Origin of the sequence: Catalinimonas alkaloidigena, assembly GCF_029504655.1 — a bacterium.
GTDB classification, from domain to species: domain Bacteria; phylum Bacteroidota; class Bacteroidia; order Cytophagales; family Cyclobacteriaceae; genus Catalinimonas; species Catalinimonas alkaloidigena.
The window spans coordinates 1,856,767-1,873,454 of the sequence record NZ_JAQFIL010000001.1 but is presented as its reverse complement, the minus strand read 5'-3'; the positions used below and the strand labels follow the sequence as shown (position 1 = coordinate 1,873,454).

At 41.2% G+C, this 16,688-nt stretch carries 12 protein-coding genes and 2 pseudogenes; 7 read left to right on the top strand and 7 right to left on the bottom strand.

Going from position 1 to position 16,688, the window contains the following annotated elements:
* Nucleotides 1–111: 111 nt before the first annotated feature.
* Both OKW21_RS07975 and OKW21_RS07970 read right to left on the bottom strand, forming a co-directional pair.
* Entirely contained in the window at nucleotides 112–504 is a 393-nt protein-coding gene (locus OKW21_RS07975) for a hypothetical protein (protein ID WP_277478885.1), read from the bottom strand.
* A 74-nt stretch (nucleotides 505–578) separates the two neighbouring features.
* Nucleotides 579–1,106, bottom strand: a pseudogene (locus tag OKW21_RS07970) (replication initiation protein).
* A 221-nt stretch (nucleotides 1,107–1,327) separates the two neighbouring features.
* Here OKW21_RS07970 and OKW21_RS07965 point away from each other — a divergent pair.
* The 7 genes and pseudogenes from OKW21_RS07965 to OKW21_RS07935 all read left to right on the top strand — a co-directional run bounded on the left by OKW21_RS07965 (nucleotide 1,328) and on the right by OKW21_RS07935 (nucleotide 9,642).
* Nucleotides 1,328–1,966: an RNA polymerase sigma factor gene (locus tag OKW21_RS07965; RefSeq protein WP_277478884.1), complete on the top strand. Its 639-nt coding sequence runs from the start codon at nucleotides 1,328–1,330 to the stop codon at nucleotides 1,964–1,966.
* A 163-nt stretch (nucleotides 1,967–2,129) separates the two neighbouring features.
* Complete coding sequence (locus OKW21_RS07960; protein ID WP_277478883.1) at nucleotides 2,130–2,642, top strand: FecR domain-containing protein; 513 nt, start codon at nucleotides 2,130–2,132, stop codon at nucleotides 2,640–2,642.
* 28 nt (nucleotides 2,643–2,670) lie between these two features.
* Nucleotides 2,671–2,763, top strand: a pseudogene (locus tag OKW21_RS07955) (hypothetical protein); the annotation flags it as partial.
* Entirely contained in the window at nucleotides 2,752–3,117 is a 366-nt protein-coding gene (locus OKW21_RS07950) for a FecR family protein (RefSeq protein ID WP_338130114.1), read from the top strand. The pseudogene OKW21_RS07955 and the gene OKW21_RS07950, both read left to right, overlap by 12 nt.
* Before the next feature lie 137 nt (nucleotides 3,118–3,254).
* Entirely contained in the window at nucleotides 3,255–6,635 is a 3,381-nt protein-coding gene (locus OKW21_RS07945; protein WP_277478882.1) for a SusC/RagA family TonB-linked outer membrane protein, read from the top strand.
* A 20-nt stretch (nucleotides 6,636–6,655) separates the two neighbouring features.
* A complete protein-coding gene (locus OKW21_RS07940) occupies nucleotides 6,656–8,164 on the top strand; it encodes a RagB/SusD family nutrient uptake outer membrane protein (RefSeq protein WP_277478881.1) in 1,509 nt (502 codons plus the stop codon).
* Nucleotides 8,165–8,247: 83 nt separating this feature from the next.
* Nucleotides 8,248–9,642: a sulfatase-like hydrolase/transferase gene (locus tag OKW21_RS07935; RefSeq protein ID WP_277478880.1), complete on the top strand. Its 1,395-nt coding sequence runs from the start codon at nucleotides 8,248–8,250 to the stop codon at nucleotides 9,640–9,642.
* A 141-nt stretch (nucleotides 9,643–9,783) separates the two neighbouring features.
* Here OKW21_RS07935 and OKW21_RS07930 read toward each other — a convergent pair whose 3' ends face one another.
* From OKW21_RS07930 to OKW21_RS07910, 5 genes are all read right to left on the bottom strand, one after another.
* Nucleotides 9,784–11,592 (bottom strand): carbamoyltransferase family protein, encoded by a 1,809-nt coding sequence (locus tag OKW21_RS07930; protein WP_277478879.1) that lies wholly within the window; start codon nucleotides 11,590–11,592, stop codon nucleotides 9,784–9,786.
* Entirely contained in the window at nucleotides 11,593–11,742 is a 150-nt protein-coding gene (locus tag OKW21_RS07925; protein WP_277478878.1) for a DUF5989 family protein, read from the bottom strand. It abuts the gene before it with no gap.
* Nucleotides 11,743–11,754: 12 nt separating this feature from the next.
* Nucleotides 11,755–12,174 carry a hypothetical protein gene (locus OKW21_RS07920; protein ID WP_277478877.1) on the bottom strand — a complete coding sequence of 140 codons (420 nt, stop codon included), beginning with the start codon at nucleotides 12,172–12,174 and terminating at the stop codon, nucleotides 11,755–11,757.
* Between the two features lie 4 nt (nucleotides 12,175–12,178).
* Entirely contained in the window at nucleotides 12,179–14,053 is a 1,875-nt protein-coding gene (locus tag OKW21_RS07915) for an SGNH/GDSL hydrolase family protein (RefSeq protein ID WP_277478876.1), read from the bottom strand.
* A gap of 227 nt (nucleotides 14,054–14,280) precedes the next feature.
* Nucleotides 14,281–16,509 carry an outer membrane protein assembly factor BamB family protein gene (locus OKW21_RS07910; RefSeq protein ID WP_277478875.1) on the bottom strand — a complete coding sequence of 743 codons (2,229 nt, stop codon included), beginning with the start codon at nucleotides 16,507–16,509 and terminating at the stop codon, nucleotides 14,281–14,283.
* Between the last annotated feature and the right edge of the window lie 179 nt (nucleotides 16,510–16,688).

Genomic DNA, 16,688 nt, shown 5'->3' with positions numbered 1-16,688 from the left:
GGGGATTATCAGGAAAGGAGAGTTCTTGAAGTAGTACTCATTCAACCTAAGCTTAGTTGTTAATAGAATTTGTAATAGTTCGTATAATGCTACTTCTCAAGGTATAAGAGTTCAATTGACCACCTCGGCTTTTGCTTTGCTCTGATTAAAAATGCCAATTGGTTTATGCTTTTCAAACTGTGCAGCTGTGTAAGCCCCTAAATTACTTACTTTTTTATCGGCTAAAGCAAGGTCCACCGAGTATAGTATTTTACCTATCTCTTTTTTATCAAAGCTTTCTAAAATGCGTTTTACTTGCCATGGAACCAAACGATATGCTGGCAAACGCACTTCTGCAGGTGAGCCAGCAGGATAAGGTAATTTATTATTACCCATGGGAATTGAAGTAGCAATATTTTCTCTTCCTTCAAAAGGAATAGCTTGTTGGTTCGGACGGTGTTTGATGTTAAATTGATAAGCTGTAGTCTTTTTACCTGTCTTCAGAGGCTTGTAGCTTACCTGCATATCGGTGGTAGGTCCTCACAGGCTTTATCTAAGACACGCTGTTGGAACTTTCCGGTTACGAAGTATAGATCTTCTCATTTACCTGTTTTTTGGTCTTGAGAGAGCACGCCTAGCCTTTCTTTCAATTCTATTAGCCCAATCTTCATTACCCCCGTACTTCGGTACTGACAGACTATCTGATATATCCTCTCGCTATATTTGCTAGGGAGCTTTAGAGTCATGGAAAGCTGGTAGTAATTGTAGTATTTATCAAGATTGATAAACCATCGTCTAATATCAGGATGCATCTCTAATAAGATCTGTATGCGTTCGTCGTCTAGCTCAGAAGTTATCACCAAGTTGAATCTTCTTCTCTTACCATTGTAATCAATAACCGCTGTTCTTGTATGAAGCATAGCACATGCCTGATCATAACCCTTCAATCTTTATCTCTTGCCTGCTAGATTTTCTATATCACTAATACGAATCATGACCTTTTGTCTATCTTCGGTCTCCAAGTCGGTCATAGCAATAAGCCAGACAAACAGATTAAGCTCCAGGCCTGACATCTGATACTTGGCCTGGGTAATGGCATTATGTTGCTTGGCTATCTTGTCGCGCATAGCTGAGTTTTGGTTAACAGCAAATAAGTCAAACGGCCTAAATAAAAGCTACCAGTGTGGAAAAGTATCGAGGATTTTGGACATACATGATGCGGAAAATGGGTATAGTTGCACCAGTTGTACCTTTCATTATGTTAAGTAATCATATGCAAGACCTATGCTATAGGTTATCTATTCGCATAAGAATATGAAACATTACCATAAATTGATAAATTTATCGTATGCATAGAAAAATACGACAACCTAAACACCTAACAACCGAAGACTGGGAAGTAACAAAACCAAAAAATCCAGAATCAAAACTCTGGTCAGATATGTTAGCTGGCGATCAATTGGCCTATACTGTAATTTATCAAAAGTTTTTTTCACCATTATATCACTATGGCATAAAAATAAGTAATGAGAAAAGTGTCGTTGAAGATTGTATTCAAGATCTCTTTGTAGAGATATGGCAAAGGAGAAATAATCTCAAGGAAACAGACTCTATTGCCTTTTATTTATTTGCTTCTCTCAAAAGAAAAATCATTAAAGTCCAGAAAAAGAATTCTCTCATTGATAATAATTCACTCTCTCACATGCATATTACTGATACCTATCAAGAAGAAAGAATTATTAAAAGCGAAATCAATGATGAGCTCAAGCAAAAAATTAGTGATGCAATGCATATGCTCACAAAAAGACAAAGAGAGAGTATAAAACTTAAATATTTTTACAATGCCAATAATGAAGAGATAGCAAAGCGTTTATCTATAAAGGTTGAATCTGCTTATAACCTTGTTTTTAAGGCAATGACAATACTCAGAAAACAAATCTCCAATCTCATTTTAGCTACTTGTCTGATTAAATATATATTCAATTAACGCTTACTGACAATTATATATAATGCAATAAATGAGAAAAAATATTGATTTGTTCGCATTATAAAATTGATTTTATATTTCAATTCATAAAATTTTAATTTTTTTCCATTTAACTGATGAGATTCTTGGCCTAAGTTGCTTTTATATATAGAAAACATATAAAATGAAGCACGAGCACTATACTGCAACTGACTTTGTACAGGATTCATCTTTTCAGAAATGGATCCTGAACAAGGATCAGGAAGCGCATGCATACTGGTCAAAATGGCTACATGAACATCCAAATAAAGCGGTAGAGATAAAGAAAGCTATTGATATTATAGAAACCTTAGAGCTTGATAAAGATGTCGTAATCAATACTTCATTTATCGAGAGCTGGAAAAAGATTGAAAGTCAGACCCTAAGAGAAAAAACGAATAAGAGGGGCTTATGGATTAGAGCAGCTGGTTTTTCTTTACTTCTAATTAGTGGCATTTTAATTTACTGGTGGGGCACTAAAAGCAACGTATACTCTTTAAGTGCAGGTAATACTACCACAACATATATACTACCAGACAGTAGTACGATTACTTTGAATAAAAACTCAGAGATTAGATATAGCGTCAATAATAATGAAGGGAGCAGAGAAGTTTGGCTAAAAGGTGAGGCTTATTTTGAAGTAAAAAAAACAGTATAAAAAATGGAGCGCTAGCCCTTCAACTTTCACAGTACATACCGGTAATGCCGATATTGAAGTATTGGGAACAGCATTTAACCTTTATCAGGATAATAATAAAACTCAGGTAGTGCTTACCCAGGGTAAAATAAAATTAACATCACCCAATGTTCAGGAAACCTATCTGAAGCCAGGTGAATTTGCAGAAGTGAATGCCAGTATACCTATTGTCAAAAAGAAGAAAGTGAATATAGACTTATATACCTCCTGGATACAACAGAAAATATATTTTGATAAAACGCCACTTTCTGATATTGCCCAATGGATTGAAGACCGTTACGCAAAAAAAGTGATCATTCCTGATAAACTTAAGGATATTACTTTTTCTGCTACATTTCCAGAAGAAAACTTGAATCTGCTATTAACAGCGATAGAAGGAGCTTATTATGTAAAAGTAGTTCAGAATGATGGTGTGATTCACATTATTGAAAGATAATATTTTACTATTTATATACACAACAACTTAAAGTTATGAATCAGCTTTTTTACTATCGTAAGAAAGGAAGTATTTTATTCTGCTTATGCTTCTTTTATTTTTCATGTTTGTCCGCCCAAAGTTTTGTAAGTTCTTCTATGGGTAAAACAGATCCTTCGGACAAGTTTCCTTCTCAAGAACGTATTAGTCTTACAGATGCTTTGAAAAAACTTGAGAAAAAATTTTCTGTTAACTTTGGTTATACCGACCGTACAATAGAAAATAAATACGTTTCCCTGGACGATATTGAGAGGTCACAGCTTGAAAACAGTCTTAAGAAAATCCTCACACCTTTGCAGCTCAGGTATCAAAAAATTGATGAGCAATTTTATCTGATTACGCCTCGTAGAAGCCCGGATTATTTTCCTGAGAAGTTGGGAAAGCAACCTCTTAAAAACACTGAAAGTACGTTAAACAAAATTTCATTTAACAAAGTAAGCCCATCAAAGAAATCAATCAATAATCAATTGATTCAGGTAGTTACAGGAACAGTGACTGATCACCAGAGTGGTACTCCTCTTCCCGGGGTAAATGTATTAGTCAAAGGCACAATCACGGGTACCGTAACGGGCCTTAATGGTAATTATAGCATCAATGTACCTGATGCAAATGATACCTTAGTCTTTTCTTCTATCGGGTATGTGTCGCAAGAAATCGCAGTGGGAGGACGGTCTGAGGTTAATGTTGCCTTATCAGAAGATGTTACTTCATTAGATGAAATAGTTGTGGTAGGATATGGTACGCAGAAAAAGGAAAACGTAATCGGTGCTATCTCTACTATCAGTGGTAAGGAAATAGAAAACAGACCCATTACTAACTCAACACAGGCACTTCAGGGTGCCAAGGGAGTATATGTAAACCAGACAGGCGCCCAGCCAGGGCGTAGTCAGGCTACGATCAGAATTCGTGGACAGGGTACTTTAAATAATAATAATCCCTTAGTGCTGGTAGATGGTATTGAGTATCCATTAGAAAACATAGATCCAAATAATATTGAAAGCATCTCCGTACTAAAAGATGCTGCTGCAGCTTCGATTTATGGGGCAAGAGCAGCCAATGGAGTCGTCCTGGTAACTACTAAAAGTGGACAGGGAATTGAAGGCTTTCAGATAAATTATAACAATTACCTTGGGTTTGAAAAGGTCATTGGTCTGCCCGATTTAATTAATGATCCGGTGAGATTTATGGAATTAAGAGACCAGGCTCAGAGAAATGCCGGACGAAGTACAGTGGACTTCGGAGAAAATCTGATTGAAGAATATAGACAAGGGATGAAAACCGACCCTTATGTATATCCTCACAATGACTGGTTTGATCTTATTTTTGATCCTGGATTTATTCAAAACCATAATTTAAGATTTTCAGGTGGTAACCAGGACTATACATACTCTCTTTCTTTAGGTTACCTGGATCAGGAAGGAGTACTAAGAGGTACCAGCTCTAATAAATATTCCATAGACCTTAACACAAAAGCAAATATTTCTGAAAGACTAACGGTTAGTGCCATTATCAACGGGCAGTTTACCGAATTTGACGAAGCTGTTGCTGGAACGCCCTATGTGATGGAGATGACATTTAAAAACGCAGGCGTTGGGTTTGAACCCACTTATCTGGAAGATGGACGTTACGCAGATACTTTTATAAGAACTCCCGGACATTATGTTTTTAGAAACCCTCTTGCTCTGACCGGAGAAGGAATGAATAACCATAAGCAGCAGAATTACAGGATGATCCTTGGAGGAGAATATAGCTTACCATTCAACATTACTTATAACATAAAGGGGGCTTATACCAAACAGGATTACTTAAATGCCATTTTTGAACCTGAAGTGTATCAGTATAATGTTAAAACGCTGGAAAAAATCAGAAATAGAATAACTGGTTCTCCTACCAGACATGCCAAAAAAATTGATACTTATAACTATCAGCTAAACTTACAGCAAACCCTAAAATGGAATAACACGCTTAACAATATGCATCATTTTGCCGCACTTTTAGGATTCAGTACGCAAAAGTTTGTTGACAACACTTTCTCGGCATATAGAGAGGGTTATCTAGGTAATGGATTGACAACACTGAATGCCGGTTCTGTCAATCCTGATGTGAGTGGGACCAACAGTGTTAACTCACTTATGTCATTATTTGGAAGGTTAAACTACAATTATGATGAAAGATATTTGTTTGAAGGTAATTTCAGATACGACGGTTCATCCAAATTTGCTGAAGGGAACAAGTGGGGATTATTTCCTTCCTTCTCGGTAGGATGGCGTATGGGCAGAGAAGAATTCATGGAAGATGTCAGCTGGCTGGATGAATTTAAATTCAGGGCTTCCTGGGGGAAATTAGGAAATGAAAGAGTTCCTAACTTTCGTTTCGTTAACCTGATTAATGTTGGTAATGACTATAGCTTTGGTAATACTATAAATGCGGGCGCAGCTGTTACTCAGTACAGTGACCCTAATATAACCTGGGAAACAACCACTACCTCAAATATAGGAGTTGATGCAGCTATGCTTTCAAATAGCCTGAATGTTAGCTTTGAGCTCTTCAAAAAACGCACTACTGATATTCTATACGCTACCACGATTCCCGCACAGGTTGGCGGACTTGGAGGCCCATTAAGGAATATCGGTACAGTAGATAACCAGGGTTTTGAAGCCAGTTTAACTTACCAGAATTCTGTAGGACCTTTTTCTTATATGGTTTCAGGGAATCTCACCCGGGTCAAGAATGAAGTAGTAGATCTCAATGGTACTACAATTTATAACTATGGATCACGTAACAGAGGAGGGACCATCATTAAAGAAGGCTATCCAATAAACTCATATTATCTGCTTCATGCTACAGGAATTTTTGATACCCAGGAAGAAATTGATAGTCACGCCTTTCAAACTCAGGATACCAGACCGGGATATCTTAAGTTTGAGGATGCCAATGGCGATGGCGTAATTAACCAGGATGACAGGATCATCAGCGATCAAAACCGCATTCCCACTTATACTTACTCTTTTAATGTAGGTTTAGACTATAAAAACTTCTCTTTATCCGCTTTCTTTACCGGAGTAAGTGATGTATATACCTTCAGGGCAAGAACCGGGGATGTTCCTTTTTGGTATGGTACCGGCGTCACTGAAGAATGGGTAAATAATTCCTGGACTCCTGAAAACATGGATGCCGAATTACCAATCCTCACTACTTTTGAAGATGCGTTGAATACTAATTTCAGGGATTCTGATTTTTTACTTCAAAATGCCTCATTTATGAGGTTAAAGAATATTCAACTAAGCTATGCCCTACCCACAAACTTTCTTGAAAGGATAAAACTCCAAAGTGCCAAAGTTTTTGTCAATGGACAGAACATATGGACAATTACTCCCATGGATACCTTTGACCCCGAAAGAGACATGGGAACTGATAATGCAAGTTATGACTATCCAAGTGTGAAAACATATACTGCTGGAGTTCAAATTGGATTTTAAAACAACAAACCATTACTATCATGAAGACTTCAAATATATATATATACAGATTCACGATTATTTTATCGCTCAGTATTGTATTCAGTGCTTGTGAGGATTTCCTCTCAACAGTGCCATCTGATCAATATACCTCAGATAATTTTTGGGAATCAGAGGAACAAGCTCAAGCTGCTTTAACTGGAATTTATGAAGTGCTTAGAGGATATCCTGCGAATCAAATATTCTACAGTGCTCAAATTACTCCTAACGCAGTAAGGTTTGATAATCCCGGCGGCTGGAGGGATCTGGCCAGAGGCCTTGCCCAAACGACCAACCCCCTATTTGAAAGTGCATGGACGAGTAATTATAGAGGAGTAGGCAGGGCAAATACATTATTGGATAACATAGAAAAGATTGAAGCTGAACCCGACGTAATTAATAAAATAATCGCTGAAGCAAAATTCCTGAGAGCTTTCTATTATGCGGATTTAGTTAATAAATTTGGTGCAGTTCCTTTGATCACAAGTGCTCCCGATTTAGTTGAGCAGGGAGAACTCCCGCGTAATTCTAAAGCCGATGTAGTAACGCAAATACTTAATGACCTGGATGAGGCCGCTGATGTTTTGCCTCTGACGGATGAACCCGGTAGGGCTACCAAGGGAGCCGCGCTTTCGCTCAAGGCACGTGTTTTATTATATGAGCAGAGATGGGAAGAAGCCGCTGATGCTGCACAAGCGGTTATGGATCTGGATGTTTACTCACTATTTCCGGATTACAGAGAATTGTTCATGCTTGAAAATGAAGGGAATGAAGAAGTCATCTGGGATATACAGTATTTTATGCCCCGCTTTGGTCATGGTTATGACAATGCTGTCACTTTACATAGTAATGTGGCCCCAACCAAAGAATTAGTAGATGCTTACTATATGATTGATGGTCTGTCAATTGCGGAATCTTCTTCATATGACCCTGAAAATCCTTATGAAAACAGAGACCCTCGACTTTATCAGACTATCAGATTGGTTGGAGCCATGTATAATGGCAAAATAAATACTGATAGTGATCTGGATCAGACGGGGTTTGGCGTAAAGAAATTTACTACTTATAGTGACAGTACGACAATTACTGAGGTTTCAGGAGGAAGAAGCGAGATAAATCCGATTGTAATCAGGTTTGCAGAAGTTTTGTTAACCTATGCCGAAGCTCAGAATGAAGCGGTTGGTCCGGACGAGTCGGTTTACGAAGCTATCAATCGTATACGAAGCCGTCCAAGTGTCAATATGCCAGCACTTGAACCCGGACTTTCAAAAGATGAAATGCGAGAAGAGATTCGGCATGAGAGAAGAATTGAACTTGCTTTTGAAGGTAAATATTATGCTGATATCAAACGGTGGGGAACTGCTGAAGAATTAATGAATGTTGATGTTCATGATTATCAAGGTAATGTATATACCACCAGAACCTTTAATCCTGCTCGTGATTACCTTTGGGCGATACCATCAAATCAAATTGATTTGAATCCAAACCTTGAACAAAACCCTAACTGGTAATAGCAATTAAATTCAGTTCAATACAAATTGAATGGAATGCCTTAAAGTATTCCATTCTTCTTTCTACACATACTACTATTCATATGAAAAGCTATTTTTATTTATTAAGTATACTCTTTCTTTTCAGCCAATGCGGCGAGTCACAAAGAGAAACTGATAATCAGTCTGTACAGCAACCGGGCACCTCTCAGCTCTCCCCTAACATTATCATACTTCTTGCCGATGATTTAGGCTATGGGGATCTGAGCAGTTACGGCAATCCGGTCATTCATACTCCCCACCTGGATGCCATGGCATCTGAAGGAATTCGCTTTACCTCCTACGAAGCCGCTCCCTGGTGTGTCCCCTCTCGTGTTGAACTTCTTACAGGTCGCTATATGGCTCGCGTTAACCTCAATGGAGGAACTGGTGCAGATGGAACCGGAGGTTTACCCGATGAAGAACTTACGCTGGCAGAAGGGTTGAAAGCCGCTGGTTACAATACAGGAATGGCGGGTAAGTGGCATCTGGGCTATAAAGAAAAAAAGTTTCTCCCTACCAATCATGGCTTTGACAGCTGGCTGGGACTTCCCTACTCCAATGATTATATCAAACCCTATGTGCAGACGGATGAACCCCTGGTAATGTACAGAGACACTACTGTGGCAGAATATCCGGTCAATCAGGATTCTCTTACCGTTAAATATACGGCTGAAGCCATTCGCTTTATCAATGAGCAGCATACTGAAGCAAAGCCATTTTTCTTTTATCTGGCTTATAACATGCCTCACTTGCCTATCCATACCACCCGTGAATTCTTTGGGCAGTCAAAAGCAGGGCTTTATGGTGATGTCATCCAAACCATAGACTGGAGTGTGGGCCAGATTCGTAAAACGCTGGAAGAGAAAGGCTTGTCCGAAAACACAATCATTTTCTTTGCCTCCGACAATGGCCCCTGGCAAAATGCTCCCGATCGTATGTTTGAAATTCCTACTACTCCGGAAGGTAGTAACTGGGAAAAGCGAGGAGCCGGTAATAAACCCTGGCATGTGGGAACGGTAGGCCCGCTCAGGGGCTATAAACATACTACCTATGAAGGCGGCACCCGGGTCCCTGCCATCATCTGCTGGCCGGGCACAATTCAGCCTGCTCAGGTATCGGATCAGTTGGTGGCTAACCTGGACATGTACCGCACTTTTTTAAGCCTGGGCGGAGGCACTCCTCCTGAACATAAAGTAGATGGTCATGACATCACCCCCTATCTGTTGGGAGAGACGGATGAATCTCCAAGAAAAGAATTTGCCTATTTTATCAATAACCTTCAGGCCATGCGTGTTGGCTCCTGGAAACTAAGAGAAATGAATGGTACTACTGAGCTTTTCAATGTAGAAGTTGATTCGGGAGAAAAGTACAATAGGGCTGATGAAATGCCTGAAATGGTGAGTGAGATAAGAAGTAAGATGCAGCAATTGGCTGAAGAAGTGGGAAAAGCATTATAAATATAGATTTTCGTTTTAACCATACTTTCCCTCTAGCTTAAATATGAACCCGTATTTCCCTATCTTATTAAGGACAAGCTAATCTTAGCATAATGCGTTTTCCTAAATCAGATAAATAAAATTTTGAGGTCAGTTGATTATCTAAGTTTTCTTCTCAAGCAGAAAATTCTCCATCACCAGGCAATCCATGTCCGTGCGCTGATAGCAGCGCACGGCATCCTCAGGGCTGCATACAATAGGCTCATCTTTAATATTGAAAGAGGTATTAACAACTAGCCCATACCCACTAATCTCTTTAAATGCCTGAAGAAGCGAATAAAGCTTTTTATTTGACTGCTGACAAACAGTTTGTAGCCGTGCAGAATAGTCGATATGTGTTATTGCCGGCAGTTCTGAGCGACAGTGATAAAGTCGCTCATACAGGTTTAGTGCAGGGTAATTATCCGGTTCTGGCATTCTTCTGTTATATAAAAGGGGTGCCGTAATTAGCATATAGGGCGAGTCACCTGTAAAATCAAAATATTCAAACACATCTTCTTTCAAAACTGCCGGAGCAAAAGGTCTGAAACTCTCACGAAATTTAATCTTCACATTCACCCTTCTCTGCATATCCGGATTTCGGGCATCGCCCAGAATACTTCTATTGCCAAGAGCCCGGGGACCAAACTCCATTCTACCCTGAAACCATCCTATTACTTTTCCATTGGCTATTTTTTGCGCACATATTTTTACGAGCTCATCAAAGTTCTCAAAGTATTGATAAGTGAGCTGATGCTTACGGAGACTTGTGTAAATTTTACGATATGAAAATTCAGGGCCCAGATATGCTCCCTGCATCGCATCTCCAGTAGCACTGACTTTTCTGGGCTCATTTTCAAAAATATGCCAGGCAGCATAGGCTGCTCCTAAGGCTCCTCCGGCATCCCCAGCGGCAGGCTGAATCCATATTTTTTCAAATATTCCCGCATTCAGTAGCTTAGCATTGGCCACGCAATTAAGCGCTACCCCACCTGCCATCACCAGATGATCACATTGGGTAATTTTACGGGTAGTTTTGGCCAGTTGTATGATCACGCGCTCAGTAACAATTTGAATAGCCTTACTCAGATTCATATGGACCTGCAATATCTCCTCATCAGCCTGTCGCGGGGCAATGCCGAAAAGCCGCTTCCATTCTGGGGTATGAATCATACGAAGTCCGGTGGCATATGCAAAGTAAGCCATGTTCAAAAGCAGCGAGCCATCTTCTCTTATATCTACCAGATGGGTAAGTATTTTGTCAACAAACTCTTGGGTCTGAGGAGCTTCAGGATTCCCATAAGAAGCCAGCCCCATTAATTTATACTCTCCTCCATTTACCTCAAAACCCAAAAAGTAGGTAAAGGCAGCATACAGAAGCCCCAGGGAGTGAGGGAAGTGTAATTCTTTGATAATTTTGATAGAATCTCCCTGACCATGCCCGATGGTCGTAGTAGCCCACTCACCTACTCCATCAATGGTCAGTATCGCTGCTTCCTGAAAAGGAGATGGATAAAAAGCACTGGCAGCATGGGATAGATGATGCTCTGAAAATAATATGGGAGGAACGCAAGGAGCGATTTTGTTAAGTTGCTTCCTGATATGCTGCTTCATAAAGAGCTTATCTTTGATCCATACTGGCATGGCTTTTAGAAAACTGAGCAAGCCAGAAGGAGCAAAAGCATGGTAAGTTTCCAGCAGGCGTTCAAATTTCAGCCAGGGTTTATCATAAAATACTACCTTAGAAACTTCATCCAGGCGCACACCAGCTTCTTCCAATACATAACGGATCGCATGGATAGGAAAACTCGCATCATGCTTCTTCCGGCTAAATCTTTCTTCCTGAGCTGCCGCAATAATCTCCCCATCCACTAAGAGCGCCGCAGCGCTATCGTGGTAAAATGCAGAAATACCCAGGATAATCTTGCTCATCTAAAAAATAGAGTAAATAAAAGGAGCCAGGGCCGAGCCACTGCTCACCACGCTTAGTGCTCCCAAGATCAGGAGTGAAAGGATCAGGGGAAGTAGCCAGAATTTTTTTCGGATCTTCAGGAACATCCAGAATTCTCTTATTATTTCCATAGTCAATATCAGTTAAAAAGGATGTTTTAGGTCAGATGTCTCAAATTGATGCCCACGGTGTACAAATACTGACTGTTTACTTTTTTTAAAATCACGCAGTTGTAAACTATCTTTCTTCAGCCACTTTCTGATCAGTCCAACGGGTAGCAACAGACATACAAAAAGGATTGTTAGAATTACTGTAGAAGTTAATTTTGACAAGATTTTTGCCAGTAAAAACCAGAGCCAGGTGAATGGATAAAAAAATCCGGGCCAGAGCAAGGTGATCAGGGTAACCGACAAAGCGATCCGTATCCATACATCGGGTGTATAGAAAAAGCCCATGATCAGACAAGCCAATATGATAATCATTCCGCTCTCTTTCTGCTTCTTGGGTCCAACTTCTGTCACGAGGTCTAAAAAGTATGTTTTGATGTTAGTATACAATCGCATATGCTCAATTATTTATCGCCTGAATCTGTTCCTGAAGAGCCGTTGCGGTCGGGTTGTTCTGTGCTAATTTAAGGGATTTTTCCACATAAATTGCCGCAGCAGAAGTATTGGCAAACTTTAAATAGGTGGCAGCAATTTGATTCGCCAGCCTCACATCCGCAGGCTGCTGCTGGTATTTGTCTTTCAACTGAATCACCTGCTTCACCCACATTTGCAGGTCTGACAAACTCAGATTAGAAGGTTGTTCAGAGACTGCGAAATTCAGATAGCTTAAGGCCTCTTTGGGTTGGTCAAGCTTGAGTAAAGTGATAAACAGGCTTTGTGCAGTAGCAAACTCCGCTTTTTGTTCAAAAGCTTTCCTGAGGTAAAAAACACTTCTGTTTTGATCTTTTACCATCATACATAAGTGGGCTGCCTGCTTATACAAATCTGTCTGGTAAGGTCTTTCCAATAGCAGAGCTTCCGACACTTTCAGGGCATCTTCTACCCGCTCTGCCTTAAGATAGTACTGATACAACTGCTGCATGGCTTCCTCCCAGCCAATCTGCTTTACTGACAGCCCTCCGGCCAGTTGCGTCTCAAAAGACCGCTTTACATTGATCTCTTCGGTGATAGGCTCATGAAAGGGCCAGCCTTCCTTCAACATCATAATTTCATATGCTCCTTTTAAAGAGTCTACAATCGTCACGGGCATTTGCTTCCTTAATGTTTCAAATGTCATCTCATTTGCTGATTCAGCCGGTAAAAGTTTTTGCTGCACCATACTTTGGTAAAAAGCTTCAGAGAGCAGGGCGTAGCCCATCAAATTGGGATGCACATGCTCCAGCAAAGTTTCCTGTCCCAGGATGCCGTGAGGGGAACGGGCTTCAAATACGGCTTTGGAATCTACCAGGCTTACATGGGGAAAAGAGTCTGCCTGCTTCCGGATAATTTCATTCATCTCTTCAGGAGCCCTGAAACGCAACATATCCAGCGCTTTAGCCCGGATAAAAAGCGCTTTGGCTTTCGCGAAATCTTCCTGCTGGTAAGCTTCTTGTGCCTGAATGTATTGTTCATTGGCAGAAAAATGGCTGTCAGTGGTGTCACTGATAAAGGGCGCTAAGTCTTTCTCATTACTCACCAGATTACTGATCAGAACAGGAATATCGTATTCCTCTAATGCATTCAATGTTTCTATCAGATTACTTTCAAACTGTTCTATTCCTTTTGAATAAGTATCAGAGTCATAGGAAATCTGCTGTTCTAATGCCATTCTTTTCATCAGGTTTTCCTGTAGATCCGGCTGCACTGTAGACTTTAAGCTACTACTTCTCACCTTAGACACAAAGTTGGTCAGTAACTGTACCAGACGAAATTCTCTCAGGTCTATGATCGTCCTGATCAGAGAAGGATGACTCCCAAAATAGCTGGTAGAGCCTACACCCAATGCACCATAATATTCATTATGACCACAGTAAATTAAAACCAGATCGGGATCCTGAGCATGTAATTGTTTGGCAAAGTCCTGTACTGTATAGGAGTTGACAGCCGTTAAAGAAAGGTTGATCACTTCAAAATTAGTATCAGGATAGGTGTGCATGAGCCGGTATTGCAGCCAGCGATGAAAAGAGCCATTGTGCATGTAGGGGTAGCCTATGGTGGTGGACTCACCCAGCACGAATATTCTAAATGTATGCTCATCTTTAAGCTTTTTGAACTTCTCAAAATTACCAATGGTGGCATTCTCCTCTTGTGTAAAATACTTCTTAGATACATGCTCGTTCATCACCCAAAAGCCAGGTTGCCTGGCCTCTTCTACGAATAGATCCATATTCACGCCATATCCAGCCCATCTCAGCCCTATTTCGAACAAAACCAGCAGCAATAATGGCAGCAGCATGGCCATTATCTTAAATACTGCCATTTGTGTTCCAGACAATAGTGGATTAAAATTTGAACGTCCTTGTGCAGACACGGTAATGAATTGACATAAACTTTTGGAAATACCCCTCATATGTGTTTCAGCACCGTAGAGCTGATATGGTGAGGGATTAGAAATATAGTCATTAGTCTAAACTGTTCACAGTTTTTCGTGCTACTTTATAGTCACATGCTCATAAAATGTTTTCATTTATTTTCAGGTAAAGCAAAAGCCACGTACGAGCCTCCCGGTTTTAAATCATAACGTGTGCCTCCGGCAGCGATTACAATGTATTGTCTTCCATCTACCATATAGGTAATGGGAGTAGCAAAGCCACCAGCAGGCAATTTGTATTTCCATACCACTTCTCCGGTGGAGGTATCAAAAGCCCTCAGATGCTCATCGTAGGTAGCGGCAATAAAAAGCAGCCCCCCGGCGGTAACGATGGGTCCACCATGATTTTCTGTGCCGGTAGGCGCTAGCCCCTTTTCGCTTAATTCTGGATACTCACCCAGCGGCACCTGCCATTTGTACTCACCAGAGTTTAAATCAATAGCACTCAAAGTGCCCCAGGGAGGCTCAACGGCAGGATAGTTCTCCTGATCACGAAACTGCACATGACCATTGTTGACATAAGGCGGCATATATGGAAAATCCTCTCCACCCTGATGAGATGCTTCCGCTTTTGTATTATGAATGTCTACCACCGGTTCTGCATCCGTTTCGGGCTGAAACAAATAGCGAACAATAGCATCCCGATCTTCTTTAGGCAGATGTTGAAAAGAGGGCATCCTCCCTCTTCCACTTTCTAAGATAGTACTGATTTGCGCTCGACTCATCCGCTTACCGACATCAACCAGTGCCGGATAGGCCTGCCCCTGAGAGTTTTGAGAATTACCTTTATCAATCGCACCATGGCAGGTAGCACAATTGACATTATACAGTGAAGCTCCTTTGGATAGTTTGGCTGAAACTTCCTGTGCCTCTACCTCTTTCATTTTAAGCCACCACAGCATATTGTTGGCGTTCTGATACAAAATGCCCTGTGGGTCGGCCGCATTGCCTCCCCACTCTGCTCCTCCTCCAAAGGCAAAATACAGGCTGCCCTCTAAACTGGGCGGCATATATTTACTACCATGCCGGCTATTTCGAAAACGTTCTAAGGCATAGGCATGTGCCTCCGGCGTACGATCCGTGAGGTTATCTTCAGTAAGCTCCTGTACAGAGAAAGGAGCAGGCCTGGTAGGAACAGGCTGAGTAGGCCAGGGCTTCTCTCCCGGTAAGGCTGGAGAGGTAGGCACGGGCACTTCTTCTACTTCAAACAAGGGTGTGCCTGTATCCCTGTCAAATAAGAAAATGTATCCATCTTTGGTAGCCTGGGCTACCGCATCTATCATCTTCCCGTCATGCCTGACCGTCAGCAAGTTGGGAGGACAAGGAATATCCCGGTCCCAGAGGTCATGATGCACGGTCTGAAAATGCCATACTCTTTCACCGGTTTCAGCATTCAGGGCAATGACACAATTGGCAAACAGGTTTTCCCCTTCCCTTGCCCCTCCATAAAAATCAACGGAGGGAGAACCGGTGCCGGCATAGACCATTCCTCTTTCTTCATCCAGCGTCATGCCTGCCCAGCAATTAGCGCCTCCCAGCTTTCTGTAAGAGTCTTTTGCCCAGGTCTCATAGCCAAACTCACCGGGAAGCGGTATGGTATGAAAGGTCCAGGCCAGCTCACCAGTGCGCACATTGAAAGCGCGGATATAACCTGGCAGCGCACTCCCCGATTCTGATACGCTGGAGCCTGTGATCAGTAAATCTTTGTATATCACTCCCGGCGTAGTGACTCTAATAGAATAATTCGCCACATTATAACCCAAAGTTTCTTCTCCCCCCAAACCAGTATGTAAATCCACTTCACCCTGTTCTCCAAAGCTTAATATCTTTTCACCCGTATTGGCATTAATGGCATACAGGCTGGCTCCCGCGGTATATAAAATACGCTGGTCGTCCCCATCTGCCCAATACATGACTCCCCGTACCGGATGGTAACGAGGCCGCTTTTCAGGATCGGCAAAGGGATCAAATTTCCAAATCTGCTCACCACTGCCGGCATGTACGGCAAAAACTTTCATCTGCGGTGTAGTGCCATACAAAATTCCGTTTACCACGATAGGCTGACATTGCAGGTTCATGGCCCGCTCATTAGGATCATTATTCTCTCCCGTATCAAATGTCCATGCCAATTGTAGCTCATGGATATTCTCTTTGTTAATCTGATCTAAAACTGAGTATCGATTTCCAGCATTATTTCCTCCATAAGTAGGCCAATCCACACCGGTTATACGTCCTCTGGAACTTTGGCTCTCTAACTCAGGCTGCTGACAACTCCCTACCATCAGCAAGCCAGATATGATCAATATAAAGCCTCTCAGCATGTGTTGTTTTCTTTATTAGTCAGTAAGGTTCTGCATTCATGAAGCTTACTACCAGCTATGTTTTTTAGAAGATATACATGATAATTTGGGCAGACTAATGCCCGGACAGGACATAGCCATGAAGCATATAAGGTGCTGACTTATATGCGAGTACTATATACAAAAAATTTGCCCGCCCT